The sequence below is a fragment of the Geodermatophilus sp. SYSU D01105 genome (assembly GCF_054050095.1).
In genome coordinates this window covers 22,638-37,164 of the sequence record NZ_JBJGYR010000002.1, presented here as the reverse complement: position 1 = coordinate 37,164, position 14,527 = coordinate 22,638, and the positions used below count along the sequence as shown (strand labels likewise).

The 14,527-nt window shown below is 75.8% G+C and carries 12 protein-coding genes; 11 read left to right on the top strand and 1 reads right to left on the bottom strand.

What is annotated here, in order from left to right:
* The first annotated feature begins 8 nt into the window (after window positions 1-8).
* From ACI79I_RS01815 to ACI79I_RS01805, 3 genes are all read left to right on the top strand, one after another.
* Window positions 9-1,448 (top strand): hypothetical protein, encoded by a 1,440-nt coding sequence (locus tag ACI79I_RS01815; protein WP_456990462.1) that lies wholly within the window; start codon window positions 9-11, stop codon window positions 1,446-1,448.
* A gap of 204 nt (window positions 1,449-1,652) precedes the next feature.
* Window positions 1,653-2,810, top strand: coding sequence for a glycoside hydrolase family 5 protein (locus ACI79I_RS01810; protein WP_456990460.1), 1,158 nt, complete (start codon window positions 1,653-1,655; stop codon window positions 2,808-2,810).
* A 43-nt stretch (window positions 2,811-2,853) separates the two neighbouring features.
* Window positions 2,854-4,059, top strand: a complete 1,206-nt coding sequence (locus ACI79I_RS01805; RefSeq protein ID WP_456990458.1) for a glycosyltransferase family 4 protein — start codon at window positions 2,854-2,856, stop codon at window positions 4,057-4,059.
* 646 nt (window positions 4,060-4,705) lie between these two features.
* On the opposite strand, the gene ACI79I_RS01800 is transcribed toward ACI79I_RS01805, so the two are convergent.
* Window positions 4,706-6,013 (bottom strand): alpha-hydroxy-acid oxidizing protein, encoded by a 1,308-nt coding sequence (locus tag ACI79I_RS01800; RefSeq protein ID WP_456990456.1) that lies wholly within the window; start codon window positions 6,011-6,013, stop codon window positions 4,706-4,708.
* A 287-nt stretch (window positions 6,014-6,300) separates the two neighbouring features.
* Between ACI79I_RS01800 and ACI79I_RS01795 the strand changes: the two genes are divergently transcribed.
* The 8 genes from ACI79I_RS01795 (at window position 6,301) to rfaE2 (ending at window position 14,489) form a co-directional block, all read left to right on the top strand.
* Window positions 6,301-7,005, top strand: coding sequence for a hypothetical protein (locus tag ACI79I_RS01795; RefSeq protein ID WP_456990454.1), 705 nt, complete (start codon window positions 6,301-6,303; stop codon window positions 7,003-7,005).
* Window positions 7,006-7,030: 25 nt separating this feature from the next.
* Window positions 7,031-7,546 (top strand): MarR family winged helix-turn-helix transcriptional regulator, encoded by a 516-nt coding sequence (locus ACI79I_RS01790; protein WP_456990452.1) that lies wholly within the window; start codon window positions 7,031-7,033, stop codon window positions 7,544-7,546.
* 159 nt (window positions 7,547-7,705) lie between these two features.
* The gene (locus ACI79I_RS01785; protein WP_456990450.1) at window positions 7,706-9,178 is read left to right on the top strand and encodes an HAD-IIIA family hydrolase; all 1,473 of its coding nucleotides are present in this window, start codon (window positions 7,706-7,708) and stop codon (window positions 9,176-9,178) included.
* The gene (locus tag ACI79I_RS01780) at window positions 9,175-10,197 is read left to right on the top strand and encodes a glycosyltransferase family 9 protein (RefSeq protein WP_456990448.1); all 1,023 of its coding nucleotides are present in this window, start codon (window positions 9,175-9,177) and stop codon (window positions 10,195-10,197) included. Before ACI79I_RS01785 ends, ACI79I_RS01780 begins: the two co-directional genes overlap by 4 nt.
* On the top strand, window positions 10,194-11,186 hold the full coding sequence (locus tag ACI79I_RS01775; protein WP_456990446.1) for a glycosyltransferase: 993 nt from the start codon (window positions 10,194-10,196) through the stop codon (window positions 11,184-11,186). Before ACI79I_RS01780 ends, ACI79I_RS01775 begins: the two co-directional genes overlap by 4 nt.
* A complete protein-coding gene (locus ACI79I_RS01770) occupies window positions 11,183-12,442 on the top strand; it encodes a glycosyltransferase (protein ID WP_456990444.1) in 1,260 nt (419 codons plus the stop codon). Before ACI79I_RS01775 ends, ACI79I_RS01770 begins: the two co-directional genes overlap by 4 nt.
* The gene (locus ACI79I_RS01765) at window positions 12,439-13,119 is read left to right on the top strand and encodes a D-sedoheptulose-7-phosphate isomerase (RefSeq protein WP_456990442.1); all 681 of its coding nucleotides are present in this window, start codon (window positions 12,439-12,441) and stop codon (window positions 13,117-13,119) included. The genes ACI79I_RS01770 and ACI79I_RS01765 overlap by 4 nt, the downstream gene beginning before the upstream one ends.
* Window positions 13,116-14,489 (top strand): D-glycero-beta-D-manno-heptose 1-phosphate adenylyltransferase, encoded by a 1,374-nt coding sequence (gene rfaE2, locus ACI79I_RS01760; protein ID WP_456990440.1) that lies wholly within the window; start codon window positions 13,116-13,118, stop codon window positions 14,487-14,489. The genes ACI79I_RS01765 and rfaE2 overlap by 4 nt, the downstream gene beginning before the upstream one ends.
* The last annotated feature ends 38 nt before the right edge of the window (window positions 14,490-14,527 follow it).

The following is a 14,527-nucleotide window of genomic DNA, read 5'->3' as shown; positions in this document are numbered from 1 at the left end:
TCGTCATCGTGCTGGGCTTCGTGGTCGTCGCGGTACTGCTCGTCCCGGTCGTTGCCGCGGCGCCGACGTTCGTCGTCGTGCTCAGCGCGGCAGCGCTGCTGGTCGTCCTGACCGCGCTCCGGCCGGTAGGTGCGGTCGTCGCCTTCATCACGCTGAACCCGCTGCTGGCCGGCGTGAGCCGGGGAACGGTCATCCCCTACCTCCGCCTCAACGAAGGCCTGTTGGCGCTGGTCCTGTGTGGCCTGGTGCCCGTCGTCCTCCGGCGGTGGGCCCGATCGGGGTGGGCACTGCCGCGTGGCGGGCATCGGCTCGACCTCATGGTCTTGGCGTTCGCCTTCACCAGTTCGATCTCCACGCTCCTGTGGATGTACGCGCGCGCACGCGACATCACCATGGACGACCTGCTCTACGCCCTCACGCCGTGGAAGCTCGCGCTCCTCTACGCAGTGGTGCGCCTCATCCTCCGCGACCTCCGCGCCGTCCGTTGGGCTCTGGGCGGGGTCCTGGTCTCTGCCGGGGTCATGGGCGTGCTGGGGGTCCTGCAGGCCGTGGGCGTCGGACCGGTCATCTACGCGCTGACGGCGCTGGTCCCCCCCGAGGAGAACGGGTACGACCTCGCCAGCAACCGGGCGACGGCGACACTCGGCAATCCCATCGCCTACGGCGACGTGATGATCTATGCGGCAGTGATCGCGGCGGCGCTCGCCCTGCGTCTGTCCGGCCGGGGCCGCCTGTGGTGGCTGGTGGCAGCGGTCCTGGGACTGTTCGCTCTCGCCTCCGGTCAGGCGTCCGTCGCGGTGGGAGTGGTGATCGCCGGCATCGCCTTCGCGGTGGTGACCGGGACCATCCCGCAAGCTGTGCTGGCGGGCGTCGCCTTCCTCGCCGTCGGGATCCAGGTGCTGCAGCCGGTCTTGGCCGCCCGTCTCGACGTCACAGACCCCCAGACGGGTCTGCCCGACTCGTGGACCGGTCCGTACGGCCGCCTGGCGAACCTGGAGCGGTACTTCTGGCCCCCGATCAGCAGTGACTACAACTGGCTGTTCGGAGTGCAGACGGCCGGCCGCGTCCCGGATCTGGTGTTCCAGGGGGACTTCGTCTACATCGAGAGCGGTTACACGTGGGCGCTGTGGAGCGGAGGACTGCCACTCCTGGTGTCGGTGTTGGCACTGCTCGTCGTGGCGGCTCGCACGGGAAGGCGGCTGGCATCAGTGCGCCAGCCGGTGGTCGGTGCCATCGGGATCACCGTGACGACGGTGATCTGGGCGGTGGGGGTCCTGATGTTCTTCGATCCCCACCTGACCCTTCGAGGCGGCGGGGAGCTCCTGTTCCTCCTGCTCGCCATCGGCGCGACCCTCGACGCAGCCCATCGGCGCGGTCCTGGATCCGAGGCGAGTGCCGGGACGCCGTCGGGTGCGTCGACGCCGCGCGAGGCCGCGGTGCAGAGATGACGTCCGGGGTGCGGAGCGAATGTGCGTGCCGGCGCGGGGTGCCCCCGACCCGACCGCTCCTCTCCGGTGGAGACTCGCGTGACCGTTCCAGCGCCTGAGACGGGCAACCGTGCGGCCGACGGGTGGGCGGCGCGTCCTGAACCCGGGACCGGCTCCTGTCCCACTGGAGGGCCGCGCGAGCCTCGACGGGGGCGACCCGTCCTGGTGCTCCTGGTCGTGGTGGCGGTCCTGCTGTCCACGTTGGTGTGGGGCGTCCCGGCGGTCCGCCGCATCCTGTCGACCGCGGGCACGGCCGATGGCGCCCCGACGGGAGAGGACCCGCTGCAGCGCCGGGTCCTGGCAGAGCTCGCCAGCTTCACGCAGTGGCTGGAGGACAACCGGGCCGAGGGCTACATAGGTGAGATCGGCATCCCCAACGACGGGGACGACCGGTGGATCGACCTGGCTCGGAAGTGGTTCCAGAGCGCCGACCAGGCGGGGCTCTGGGTGGACGCCTGGTCGGTCGGCGACTGGTGGGGGACCGACTACGACTACTGCCCCTTCATCGGGACTGGAGAGGGCGCGCCGCCCCCCACGGCCCGCCCCGCAGGCCGCCTGCTGACAGAAGTGGCCCGGTCGGCGAGCGTGCCCGTGGGCGTCAACGTCAGTGGGGGCGAGTTCGGTGCGCCGGGGGGCGGCAACCAGGTCACGGAGTTCTCCAATGCGAACCCCGGCGCCTACGGCCGCGACTACCAGTACGCCGACAAGGCGACGTTCCGGTATCTCGCCGGGCAGGGGTTGGACACGGTTCGCCTGCCCTTCCGGTGGGAGCGGATCCAGCCGACGCTCGGGGCCGAGTTGGACCGGGCGGAACTGGATCGGCTGCGGGCCGTGGTGCAGCGTGCCCACGCGGCAGGGCTGGGTGTGATCCTCGACGTCCACAACTTCGCCGCGTACCACCTCGACGACGGTGGCCGTGGGGTGCGGCGGGCCATCGGCAGCCCCGAGGTCGGCCGGGCCGACTTCGTGGACCTGTGGCGGCGGTTGAGCGAGGCGTTCGCCGACGACCCGGGAGTCGTCGCTTACGACCTGATGAACGAGCCGATCGACCCGGCGTCGACCAACAGGGCGTCGGCGGCGCGGCTGTGGGAGGCAGTGAGCCAGGAGGCGCTGACCGCTATCCGGGCCTCCGGCGACCGGAAGCTGGTCATGGTGCCCGGCTACGGCTGGTCACACCTGAGCGGGTGGACCGACGAGCACCTGAAGGGCTGGATCGTCGATCCCGCCGACAACTTCCGCTACACCGCCCACCACTACTGGCGTCGTGACTACGGGCGGTCCTACGACACGGAGGTGACCGATGCGGCTGAGGCCGGTTACTAGGCGGTCCACGACGAGGACGGTCCCGGGCGATCGTGTCTGCCTCGTGCGCCAACGCGAGTACTACGAGTTGTCGCTGCGACGGGAGGCCGAAGCGCTGCGGGACGCCGGTTTCGACGTCGACATCGTCTGCCTGCGGGAGCCCGGCACCCCGCCCGTCGAGATCGACAACGGCGTCACCCTGCACCGGCTGCCGCTGACGCGCCGGCGGGGCGGTCCCCTGAGTTACCTGTGGGACTATCTGGCGTTCTTCGTGGCGGCGACGGTCACGGTGGCCCGACTCCATGTGCAGCGGCCGTTTCGGGTGGTGCAGGCCAACTCCATGCCCGACGTCCTGGCGTTCACGGCGCTCGTGCCACGCCTTCTCGGGGCCAAGGTCGTGGTCTTCCTCAAGGAGCCCACACCAGAACTCGGCGAGACGAAGTACGGCTCGGTCCGGCTGGCACGGCTGCTCCGGGTCGTCGAGCGGGCGGCGATCCGATACGCGGACGTGGTCCTCACGGTGACGGAGGACCTCAAGGAGCGGTATGTGAGCCGGGGGGCGGACCCGGACAAGATCGTCGTGGTGTTGAACGGCCCCGAGGCCCGGCACCTGCTCGAGCACCGCCGCGACGTTCGACCCGACCCGGCGTGGTTCACCGCGGTGTGCCACGGTCTCGTCGATGACCGTTACGGCCACGACACGATGGTCCGCGCGGTGGCGCTGGCCCGGGACCGGATCCCGAACCTGCGCCTCCGGATCACGGGGACCGGGGACTACGTGCCCGAGCTCCAGCGGCTCATCGAGCGGGAGGGCCTCCAGGACCGGGTCCAGTACCTCGGCTGGCTCGACATGCCGCAGTTGGTCGCGGAACTCAGCGCGGCCGACGTGGGGATCGTCGCCCAGAAGTCATCGCCGTACTCCAACCTCGTCCACACCAACAAGATGTACGAGTACATGCTCCTCGACATCCCCGTGGTGGCCAGCCGGTTGCGGTCGACGGCCCGGTACTTCGGGGACGATGCGGTCGAGTACTTCGAGTCGGGTTCGGCGGAGAGCCTCGCCGACGCGCTCGTCCGACTGCACCGGGACCCGGACCGGCGGCGGTCCCTGGTCGCTACGGCGCGGGAACGCTGCCGCGAGTTCGGCTGGTCCGCGCAGAAGGAGATCTACCTGTCCGCCTACGCGAGCCTCGGGTTGAGCCGCGATCGGGAGACCGAACCGCCTGCCGCCCCGACCGCGGTTGCCGAGGACGCCCGACGAGCGGGGTGAAGGCAAGCCTCCAGCGGCCGACGCGACCCCCGGACCTCCCGATCCTGGTCGCGCGCCGGAACCGCGAGCCCGGCCTGCTCCGAGCCGTCCGGAGCACCCGCTGCCGAGTCAGTGCGGTGGGTGCGCTGGGAGTCGGTGACCATCGCGGTCCTGGACGCGCTGCCGGGCACCGTCCTGGGGTGAGCAGGGGGCCCCGCGTCCCGTCTCCTGGTCCACGAGGGTGGCGATGAGGTCCGCGGCCGCCCGGCGAGCGGGCAGGACCGTGCCGTCGCGGCGGTTCACCGACATGAGCACCGACAGGCGAGCCAGGTCCGTCACCGTCCCGCAGGGGAGCCAGAGCGCCACCGTGGTCACGACGACCGGTCGCGCCAGGCGCTGCCTTCACGGTCGCGACGTGAGGGGCGGGGGGCCGGTCCTGACGGTCTGGCCGCGTTGGTCGGTCCACCCAGCAGTGGGTGGCCACTCGTAGCCGGCTCCCCCGCCCGTCCCTACTGTGACCCGGGTCACACCGAGGGGTCAAGGGCGGTCCGGCGTGTCGTCCCGGACCCCCCAACCCGGCGTGTCACCCCGCGCCATGACACCGGTCGGCCTCCGCCCCCGGTCCGCTCCTCGCTCGCCGGCGCTCGCTGCGATGCTCCCGTGCGCGTCAGCCGACCCGGCGCAGCACGCCGGGGTCCAGCTGGTCCACCGACGTGTGCCCGGTGAGTCCCAGCGTCAGGTCGAACTCGCCCAAGACGTCGGACACGACCTGGCGCACGCCGTCCTCGCCGGCCAGGCCCAGCCCCCACGCGAACGGCCGGCCGAGCAGGACGGCGCGGGCACCCAGCGCCACCGCGGTGAAGACGTCCGCGCCGCTGCGCACACCGCTGTCGAGCAGCACCGGGGCGCGGTCGGCGACGGCCGCCACGACGTCCGGCAGCGCGTCGAGCGCGGGCACCGACCGGTCCACCTGCCGTCCGCCGTGCGTGCTGACCACGACGCCGTCCACGCCCTCATCCAGCGCGCGCCGCGCGTCGTCGGGGTGCAGCACCCCCTTGAGCAGGATCGGCAGCCGGGTGCGGCTGCGCAGCCAGGGCAGGTCGTCCCAGGTGATGGACGGCCGGGAGTAGATCGCCAGGAACGTCTCGACGGCGGCCCGCGGCAGCGGCGAGCGCAGGTTCTCCACCAGCGGGCCCGGCCACGCCCGCGCCATGCCGACCAGCGCGCGCAGCGCGGCCACCGTCGGCCGCAGCTGGCGGTCGCGCCGCGCCGCGGCGCCGGGCTCGGTGGCGGCGGGGGCCGTCGCACGCTCCTCGACCAGCCGCCGGAACACCGGGTCGGAGGTGTACTGCGCGATGCCCTTGCCCAGCGCGAACGGCAGGTGCCCCAGGTCCAGGTCGCGCGGCCGCCAGCCCAGCATCGTGGTGTCGAGGGTGACCACCAGGGCCTCGCAGCCACTGGCCTCGGCCCGCGCGACCAGGCTCTCGACGAGCTCGTCGGACGTCGACCAGTACAGCTGGAACCAGCGCGGCGAGGAGCCCATCACCGCGGCGCACTCCTCCATCGGCACCGAGGCCTGGTTGGAGAAGACCATCGGCACGCCCAGGTCGGCCGCTGCGCGCGCCACCGCGAGGTCGGCCTCCGGGTGCACGAGCTCGAGCGCGCCGACCGGACCGAGGAGCAGCGGGGCGGGCAGCCGCCGTCCGAACAGCTCCACCGAGGTGTCGCGGACGCTCACGTCCCGCAGCACCCGCGGCACGACCGCCCACCGGTCGAAGGCCGCCTGGTTGGCCCGCTGGGTGGCCTCGTCCCCGGCGCCGCCGGCCACGTAGGCGTAGGCCCGGGCGCTCAGGTGTTCCCGCGCCCGGCGCTGCAGGGCGCGCGCCGCGGTGGGCACCCGCGGGCGCCGGCCGTACACCCCGGCGCGGTAGACCTCGTCCTGCCGACGCCGACCGGTGCCCGCCGCAGAGTCCACCCGGCCACCGTAGTGAGTGCCGCGTCACAGGTTCCGGTCCGGTCCCGGACCGGATTTCTCCCGACACGCCGCTGCGACACGCGCAACCGGCCGGTAACCCCCGTCCGGCGGGGCTCCGCGCAGGTCATCATGGGAGCGCGCACGGCGCATCCGGAGATGCGGCGGCGTGCAGGAGTTCCAGGGGGAAAGTGCGCGTGCCGGTCCTCACTCGGCCATGTCCGCGGGCCGGACGCGACGGCCCGCTGCGCGCCCCGCTCGTCCCGACCGCCACGAGGACGCTCGGCCTGGTGGCCCTCTTCCTCTGCGCCGGCATCGCCGGCGCCGGGCCCGCGGTCGCCGTCGACGACCCCACCCGGCCCGACGCCCGCGTCACCCACGGCCCCAGCTGCCGTCCCGGCGGGGTCGTCGTCGAGGTCACCGGCGGCGCCGTCGCCTACGCCGTCACCCTCGCCACCACCCGCCGGCCGGCAGGGGAGGCCGTCGCGGAGGTGGCTCCCGGCGCGGTGGTCGTGCTGAGCACCGGCGACGTCGACTGGGGCGAGACGATCGACCCCCTGCTGCACTACGCGGCGCTCGACGGCTCGGGCACCACCTACGTCGACGAGCTCGAGGGCTACAGCTTCACCCGGCCGTCGGCCGAGGACTGCGCCGCCATCGCCGCGCCGCCCGGAGCCGGCACGGTGCCGTCGCCGGGGACCCTCCCCGAGACCCCGCCGGTCGGGCTCCCGGCGCCGGCCGACGAGGCGGTGCCGATGCCCGTGCCCGGCCTGCCCACGCCCGGCGACGTGGCGCCGGCGGCGGTGGACGCGGTGCCGCAGGAGGCGGCGACCCAGGTGCCGCTCCCCGACGAGGGCGGGGTCCCCTGGCCGGTGCTCGCCGCCGGGGTCGCGCTGCTGACCGCCGGGACCGGGCTGGCCGCCGTCTCCGGGCGCCGGGGCTCCCGGCCGCAGACGGTCCCGCCGGGCGGTCCGCCGCCTCCCGGGAGCGCCTGAGCGCTCCGTCAGTGACGATGGAGGGGTGCCGCGCCCCGAGGACGTACTCGCGCAGGACCTCTCCCCCGACGACGTCCCGCCCGACGTCGCCCACCTGCCCGGGGTCGCGCCACGCCCGGCCGAGACCTGGCTGCGCATCGTGCAGGTCCACGACCGCATCACCCGGCGCGTCGACTCGGCCCTGCACCGCCAGCACGACATCTCCCTCACCGGCTTCGAGGCGCTCCGGCGGATCGCCGACGCACCCGAGGAGCGGGCGACCATGGGGGAGGTCGCCGAGGCCATCGGGCTGTCCCGCGCGGCGGTGACCAGCACGGTCAGCCGGCTGGTCGCCGACGGCCTCGTCGTCCGGGAGCGCACGGCCGGGGACCGGCGCCTGCTGCACGCCCGGCTCACCCCGGCCGGGCGGGCCAGGGTCGAGGAGGCCACGCCCACCCACGACGGGCTGGTCGCGCACCTGCTCACTCTCCTGGGTGACGACGCGGCCGTCGTCACCGATGCACTCGCACGGGTGTCTGCGGCGGCCAAGACGCGCCGCTGACGAAGGCCCCCTGCCCCCCACCACTCGCACGCTCGCGGCGGGCCCCTGCAGAGGGGCCGTGTCCAGCCCCGATCGGGGGACACTTCAAGCCCGTAGTGTTTCCCGCGTCCCCGACGAGGGCAGGACGCAAACATGCAGGTGGGGATCGAGGAGTGTGCCGTGGTCGTGCCGACGGTCGGCCGGCCCTCCCTCGACGTGCTGCTCGACGCCCTCGCGCAGGCTCCCGGCCCCCGCCCGGCCGAGCTCGTCCTGGTCGACGACCGCCGCTCCGGAGCGCCGCTGCGACCGGAGCGGCCCGGGCTGCCGCCGGTCCGCGTGGTCCGCACCGGCGGCGGGGGCCCCGCCCGCGCCCGCAACCTCGGCTGGCGCACCGCCCGCACGGAGTGGATCGCCTTCCTCGACGACGACGTCGTCCCCGACCCCGACTGGTACGAGCGGCTCGCCGCTGACCTGACCGCCCTCGGCGCGGATGTGGCCGGCAGCCAGGGCCGGGTCCGCGTGCCGCTGCCCGAGGGGCGCCGCCCCACCGACTGGGAGCGCGGCACCGCGGGCCTGGCCACCAGTTCCTGGATCACCGCGGACCTGGCCTACCGGCGGTCCGCCCTCGCGGCGGTGGGCGGCTTCGACGAGCGCTTCCCCCGCGCCTTCCGCGAGGACTCCGACCTCGCGCTCCGTGTCCTGGACACCGGCGCGCGGCTCACCCGCGGGCAGCGCTGGGTCACCCACCCGGTGCGCCCGGTCGATCGCTGGGTGAGCCTGCGGGTGCAGGCCGGCAACGCCGACGACGTCCTCATGCGCCGCCTGCACGGGGCGGACTGGCGGGAGCGTGCCGACGCCCCGCTCGGCCGCCGTCCGCAGCACCTCGCCGTCACCGCCGCGGGGGTCGCCGCGCTGGGCCTGGCCGTCGCCCGCCGCCCGCGGGCCGCCGCCGCGGCCGCGCTGGCCTGGGCCGCCGGCACCGCCGAGTTCGCCTGGGCGCGGATCGCCCCCGGCCCGCGGGACCGCGCCGAGGTGGGCACCATGCTCGCCACCAGCGCGCTCATCCCGCCGCTGGCCACCTGGCACTTCCTGCGCGGCGTCGTGCAGCACCGGCGCGTGCGGCCCTGGAGGGGGCTGCCCGACCTGGTCCTGTTCGACCGTGACGGCACCCTGGTCCGCGACTACCCCTACAACGGCGACCCGGACCTGGTGAAGCCGGTGCCGGGGGCGAGGGAGGCGGTCGACGCGCTGCGCGCCCGCGGCGTGCGGGTCGGCGTGGTGAGCAACCAGTCCGGTGTCGCCCGCGGGCTGATCACTCGCGAGCAGGTGGACGCCTGCATGGCCCGGCTGGTCGAGCTGCTGGGCCCGTTCGACACCGTCCAGGTCTGCCCGCACGGGCCCGACGACGGCTGCACCTGCCGCAAGCCGGCACCCGGCATGGTCAAGGCCGCCTGCGCCGAGCTCGACGTCGACCCGGCCCGGTGCGTGGTCATCGGGGACATCGGTGCCGACGTCGACGCGGCGGCCGCCGCGGGGGCCTCGGGGATCCTGGTCCCCACCCCGGTCACCCGCAAGGCCGAGGTCGCCGCGGCCCCGCGCCGGGCGGACACCCTGACCGCGGCGGTCGACGATGTCCTGGCGGGGGAGTGGTGAGGGGGACCGTGCTCGTCGCCCGGCTCGACTCCGCCGGCGACGTCCTCGTGCAGAGCCCGCTGGTCCGCGCGGTGGCCGCCGGCGCCGACCGGGTCGTGTTCCTCGCCGGGCCGGCCGGGGCGGAGGCCGCCGCGCTGCTGCCGGGGGTCGACGAGGTCTGGACCTGGTCCTGCCCGTGGATCCTCGGCGACCCGCCGCCGGTCGACCCCGCCGACCTCGCCGCGCTCACCGACCGCGTCCGCGCCCTCGCGCCGGACGAGGCGGTCGTCTCCACGTCCTTCCACCAGTCGCCCCTGCCCCTGGCGCTGGTGCTCCGCACGGCCGGCGTGCCGCGGATCTCCGCGATCAGCGTCGACTACCCCGGCTCGCTGCTCGACGTCCGCCACCGGGTGGACGACGACCTGCCCGAGCCGGAGCGGGCCCTGTCCCTCGCCCGGGCCGCCGGGTTCGAGCTGCCGCCCGGCGACGACGGCCGGCTGGAGGTGCGCCGACCCCTGCCCCCGGTGGCGCACGAGCCCGGGGGCCGTGATCCGTCGCCCGGGTACGTCGTCGTGCACCCCGGCGCGAGCGTCCCCGCCCGCGCCTGGCCGGCGCGGCGCTGCGCCGAGGCCGTCGAGGCGCTGGCCGACGCCGGGCACCGGGTGCTGGTCACCGGCGGGCCGGGGGAGCGCGAGCTGACCGCCGCCGTCGCCGGCACCCGCGGCGTCGACCTCGGCGGAGCGCTGACCCTGGCCGAGCTGGCCACCGTGCTGGACGGCGCCGCAGCGGTCGTCGTCGGCAACACCGGTCCGGCGCACCTGGCCGCCGCCGTCGGGACGCCGGTCGTCTCGCTGTTCTCCCCGGTCGTGCCGGCCGCGCGGTGGGCGCCCTACGGCGTCCCCACCGTGCTCCTCGGCGACCAGGACGCCCCCTGCCGCGGCACCCGCGCCCGCGAGTGCCCGGTGCCGGGGCACCCCTGCCTCACGTCCGTGACCGCGGCCGACGTCGTCGCGGCTGTCGAGAAGGTGGTCGCCCCGTGAAGGTCCTGCTCTGGCACGTGCACGGGTCGTGGACGACGGCGTTCGTGCAGGGGCCGCACGAGTACCTGCTGCCGGTGGTGGACGGCCCCGGGGGGAGTCGTGGCCCCGACGGGCTGGGCCGGGCCCGCACCTGGGACTGGCCGGCCGCCGCCCGCGAGGTGACCCCGGAGCAGCTGCGGGAGGAGGACGTCGACGTCGTCGTCCTCCAGCGGGTGCGCGACCTGGAGCTGGTGCGCGAGTGGCTGGGCCGCGAGCCCGGCCGCGACCTGCCCGCGGTGTTCCTCGAGCACAACGCCCCGGGCCTGGAGCCCGACGACGGGCCGGTCCCGCACACCCGGCACCCGCTCGCCGACAGGTCGGACATCCCGATCGCCCACGTCACGCACTTCAACCGGCTCTTCTACGACAACGGCCGCGCGCCCACGACGGTGATCGAGCACGGCATCGTCGACCCCGGCGAGCGCTGGACGGGGGAGCTGGCCCGCGCCGCCGTCGTCACCAACGAGCCGGTCCGACGGGGGCGCACGGTCGGCGCCGACCTGCTGCCGGGGCTGGCGGCGGTCGCCCCGGTCGACGTCTTCGGGATGGGCCTGTCCGGCCTGCACGAGCGCTACGGCCTCGACCCAGGCCGGGTCGCGCTGCACGACGACCCGCCGCAGGCCGCCATGCACGCCGAGCTGGCCCGCCGCCGGGTGTACGTGCACCCGGTCCGCTGGACCTCCCTCGGGCTCTCGCTGCTCGAGGCGATGCACCTGGGCATGCCCGTCGTCGGCCTGGCCACGACCGAGGTGGTCGAGGCGGTGCCACGCGAGGCCGGCGTGCTCTCGACCGACCCCGAGCGTCTCTGGGGTGCGGTCCGCACCTACCTGGAGGACGAGGACGCCGCCCGGCTGGCCGGCAAGGCGGCCCGGGCCGCCGCACTGGAGCGGTACGGGCTCCAGCGCTTCCTGACCGACTGGGACCGGCTGCTGGAGGAGGTGACCCGATGAGGACCGACCGGCTCGGCGCATGGCCCATGAAGATCGACCTCGTCTCGGAGCACGCGAGCCCGCTCGCCGCCATCGGCGGGGTCGACGCCGGAGGGCAGAACGTCCACGTGGCAGCCCTCGCCGCGGGCCTGGTCCGGCGCGGCCACGAGGTCACCGTGCACACCCGGCGCGAGGACCCCGACCAGCCCGACCGCGTGACCACCGACGACGGGTACGACGTCGCGCACGTGACCGCGGGGCCGGCGCGCGTGCTGCCCAAGGACGACCTGCTCAGGCACATGCCCGAGTTCGCCTCGGGGCTGCGCCGGGCCTGGGCCCAGGCGCCGCCGGACCTGGTGCACGCGCACTTCTGGATGAGCGGGCTGGCCTCCGTCGCGGCCGCCGGGCGGATCCCGGTCGTGCAGACCTTCCACGCCCTCGGCTCGGTCAAGCGCCGCCACCAGGGCGCCGCCGACACCTCGCCGCCGCAGCGGGTCGACCTCGAGCGGGCGCTGTGCCGCAACGTCACCCACGTCGTGGCGACCTGCACCGACGAGGTGTTCGAGCTGCGCCGGCTCGGCCTGGAGCGCGACCGTGCCTCGATCGTGCCCTGCGGCGTGGACACCACCGTGTTCACCCCGAAGGGCCCGATCGCCCCCCGCACCCCCGGCCGGCAGCGGCTGCTCGTCCTCGGCCGGCTGGTCGAGCGCAAGGGGCAGGACGACGCGGTCCGGGCGCTGGCCGCGGTGCCGGGCGCCGAGCTCGTGGTGGTCGGCGGCCCACCGGCCGACGGGCTGGACGCCGACCCGGAGGTGCGCCGGCTGCGCGCGGTCGCCGCGGAGGCCGGGGTCGCCGACCGGCTGGTGTTCACCGGCGCGGTGGCCCGGGCCGACGTCCCGGCGTGGGTCCGTTCAGCCGACGTCGTCCTGGCCGTGCCCTGGTACGAGCCGTTCGGCATCACCCCGCTGGAGGCCATGGCCTGCGGCCGCCCGGTGGTCGCCACCGCCGTCGGGGGGCTCCAGGACAGCGTCGCCGACGGCGTGACCGGGGACCTCGTCCCACCCCGGGACCCCGAGCGGCTCGGGACGGTGCTCACCGCCCTGCTCGCCGACGACGCCCGCCGGGCCGCGTACGGCGCGGCCGGGGTCCGCCGGGCCCGCACCCGGTACCGGTGGGCCCGCGTGGTCGCCGACACCGAGACCGTCTACCGGCAGGTCCTGGACGGCCCCGTACGCACCGAGAAGAGCCAGACGAGCCCCGTGGAGGTCGCCCGATGAGCGTCGCCCCGATCGGCGGAGCACCGCACTCCGCCGCCGAGGTCGTGTCCCCCGACGTCTGCACCCACCTGACCGGGGCCGACCACGTCGCCTCCCTCGTGGCGGCGCTGCGCTCGCTGGACGGACAGCTCGACGCCCTGGACCGCTGGGGACGGCTGATCGCCGACGTCCTCTGCGGGGAGTCCCGAGGGCGGCTGCTGGCCGCCGGCAACGGGGGCAGCGCGGCGCAGGCGCAGCACCTGACCGCCGAGCTGGTGGGCCGCTACCGGGCCGACCGCCCACCGTTCTCGGCCATCTGCCTGACCGCGGAGACCTCGTCGCTGACCGCCATCGTCAACGACTACCCGGCCGACGAGCTGTTCGCCCGCCAGGTCGAGGCGCACGGCCGGGCCGGCGACGTCCTGGTGCTGCTGTCGACCTCCGGCCGCAGCCCGAACGCCGTCGCGGCGGCCCGCCGCGCCCGCGAGTGCGGCATCACCGTGCTGGCGATGACCGGCCCGGCGCCCAACCCGCTGGCCGCGGCCGCCGACGACGCGGTCTGCATCGACTCCCCGTGGACGGCGAGCGTGCAGGAGTGCCACCTGGTCGCGCTGCACCTGGTGTGCGCCGCCTTCGACGCCGCGGTGCTCGCGGAGCCCGCGCGGATCCCCGAGGCGCGGCTCGGGGTCGCCCGGTGAGCGGGGGGCCGCTGGTCGTCGTCGGGGACGCGCTGCTCGACGTCGACCTGGTCGGGACGGCGTCCCGGCTGACCCCCGACGCGCCGGTCCCGGTGGTCGAGGACGTCGAGACCCGCGAGCGCCCCGGCGGCGCGGCGCTGGCCGCGGTCATCGCGGCCCGCAGCACCGGCCGCGAGGTGGTGCTCGTGACCCCCATGGCCCCCGACGAGGGTGCCGACCGGCTGCGGGCGCTGCTGGCCGGCCGGGTGCGGCTGGTCGGGATCCCGGCGACGGGCGGGACCGCCGTGAAGCGCCGGGTCCGCGTCGGCGACCACTCGGTGGTGCGGATCGACAGCGGGTCCTCGGTGGCCGGCCTCGGCGCGCTGCCGGCCGAGGCGGCCGACGCCATCCGCTCCGCGGCCGCGGTGCTGGTGGCCGACTACGGCCGGGGGACGACGGCCGCGGCCGACGTCCGGGCCGCTCTCGCGCAGGCCGGCGGGCCGGTCGTCTGGGACCCGCACCCGCGGGGTGCCGACCCGGTGCCCACGGTCCGCCTGGTGACCCCGAACGGCGCGGAGGCCGCCCGGGTGGCGGCCGGCGTGGGGGTGTCCGCCGACGGCGACGGGCTGGCCGCGGTCGGGACGCGGGCGGAGGCGCTGATCCGGCACTGGGGCGTCGGTGCGGTCGCGGTGACCCTGGGCGCCCGCGGTGCGCTGCTGTCCTACGGCGAGGGCACGCCGATGGTGGTGCCCGCGGTGCCGGTGACCGGCGGCGACCCGTGCGGCGCCGGCGACTCGTTCGCCGCGGCGGCGGCGCTGGCCCTCGCCGACGGGGCGGTGACCGGTGAGGCGGTGGCCACGGCGGTGGCCGCCGCGGGGGCGTTCGTCGCGCGCGGCGGTGCATCGGCGTGGGACGCCTCCCCGGCGCCGGTGGGAGTCGCCACGCCGGGGGCCGACGGCGTCATCGCCCGGGTCCGGGCCGCCGGCGGCACCGTGGTGGCCACCGGTGGCTGCTTCGACCTGCTGCACCCGGGCCACGTCGCGACCCTGCGCGCGGCGCGCGGGCTGGGCGACTGCCTGGTGGTGTGCATCAACTCCGACGACTCGGTGCGCCGGCTCAAGGGCCCCTCCCGCCCGCTGGTGACCGCGGCCGACCGCGCGCGGGTCCTGGAGGCGCTGGAGTTCGTCGACGCCGTCGTCGTCTTCGAGGAGGACACCCCGGCCGAGGTGCTCGACCGGCTCCGCCCGGACGTGTGGGCCAAGGGCGGTGACTACGCCGGGGCCGACCTGCCCGAGGCCGCGGTGCTGCGGCGCTGGGGTGGCCAGGCCGTCGTCCTGCCCTACCTCGACGGGCACTCCACGACCGCCCTGGTCGAGCGCTCGCGCGTGTGAGCACGGACCCCGTCGCCTCCTGGGGAGGACCCCGGCCG

Coding starts and splice junctions, on each gene's coding strand:
- ACI79I_RS01770 (WP_456990444.1), top strand. CDS start 11,183: ATGAGGACCGACCGGCTCGGCGCATGGCCCATGAAGATCGACCTCGTC.
- ACI79I_RS01765 (WP_456990442.1), top strand. CDS start 12,439: ATGAGCGTCGCCCCGATCGGCGGAGCACCGCACTCCGCCGCCGAGGTC.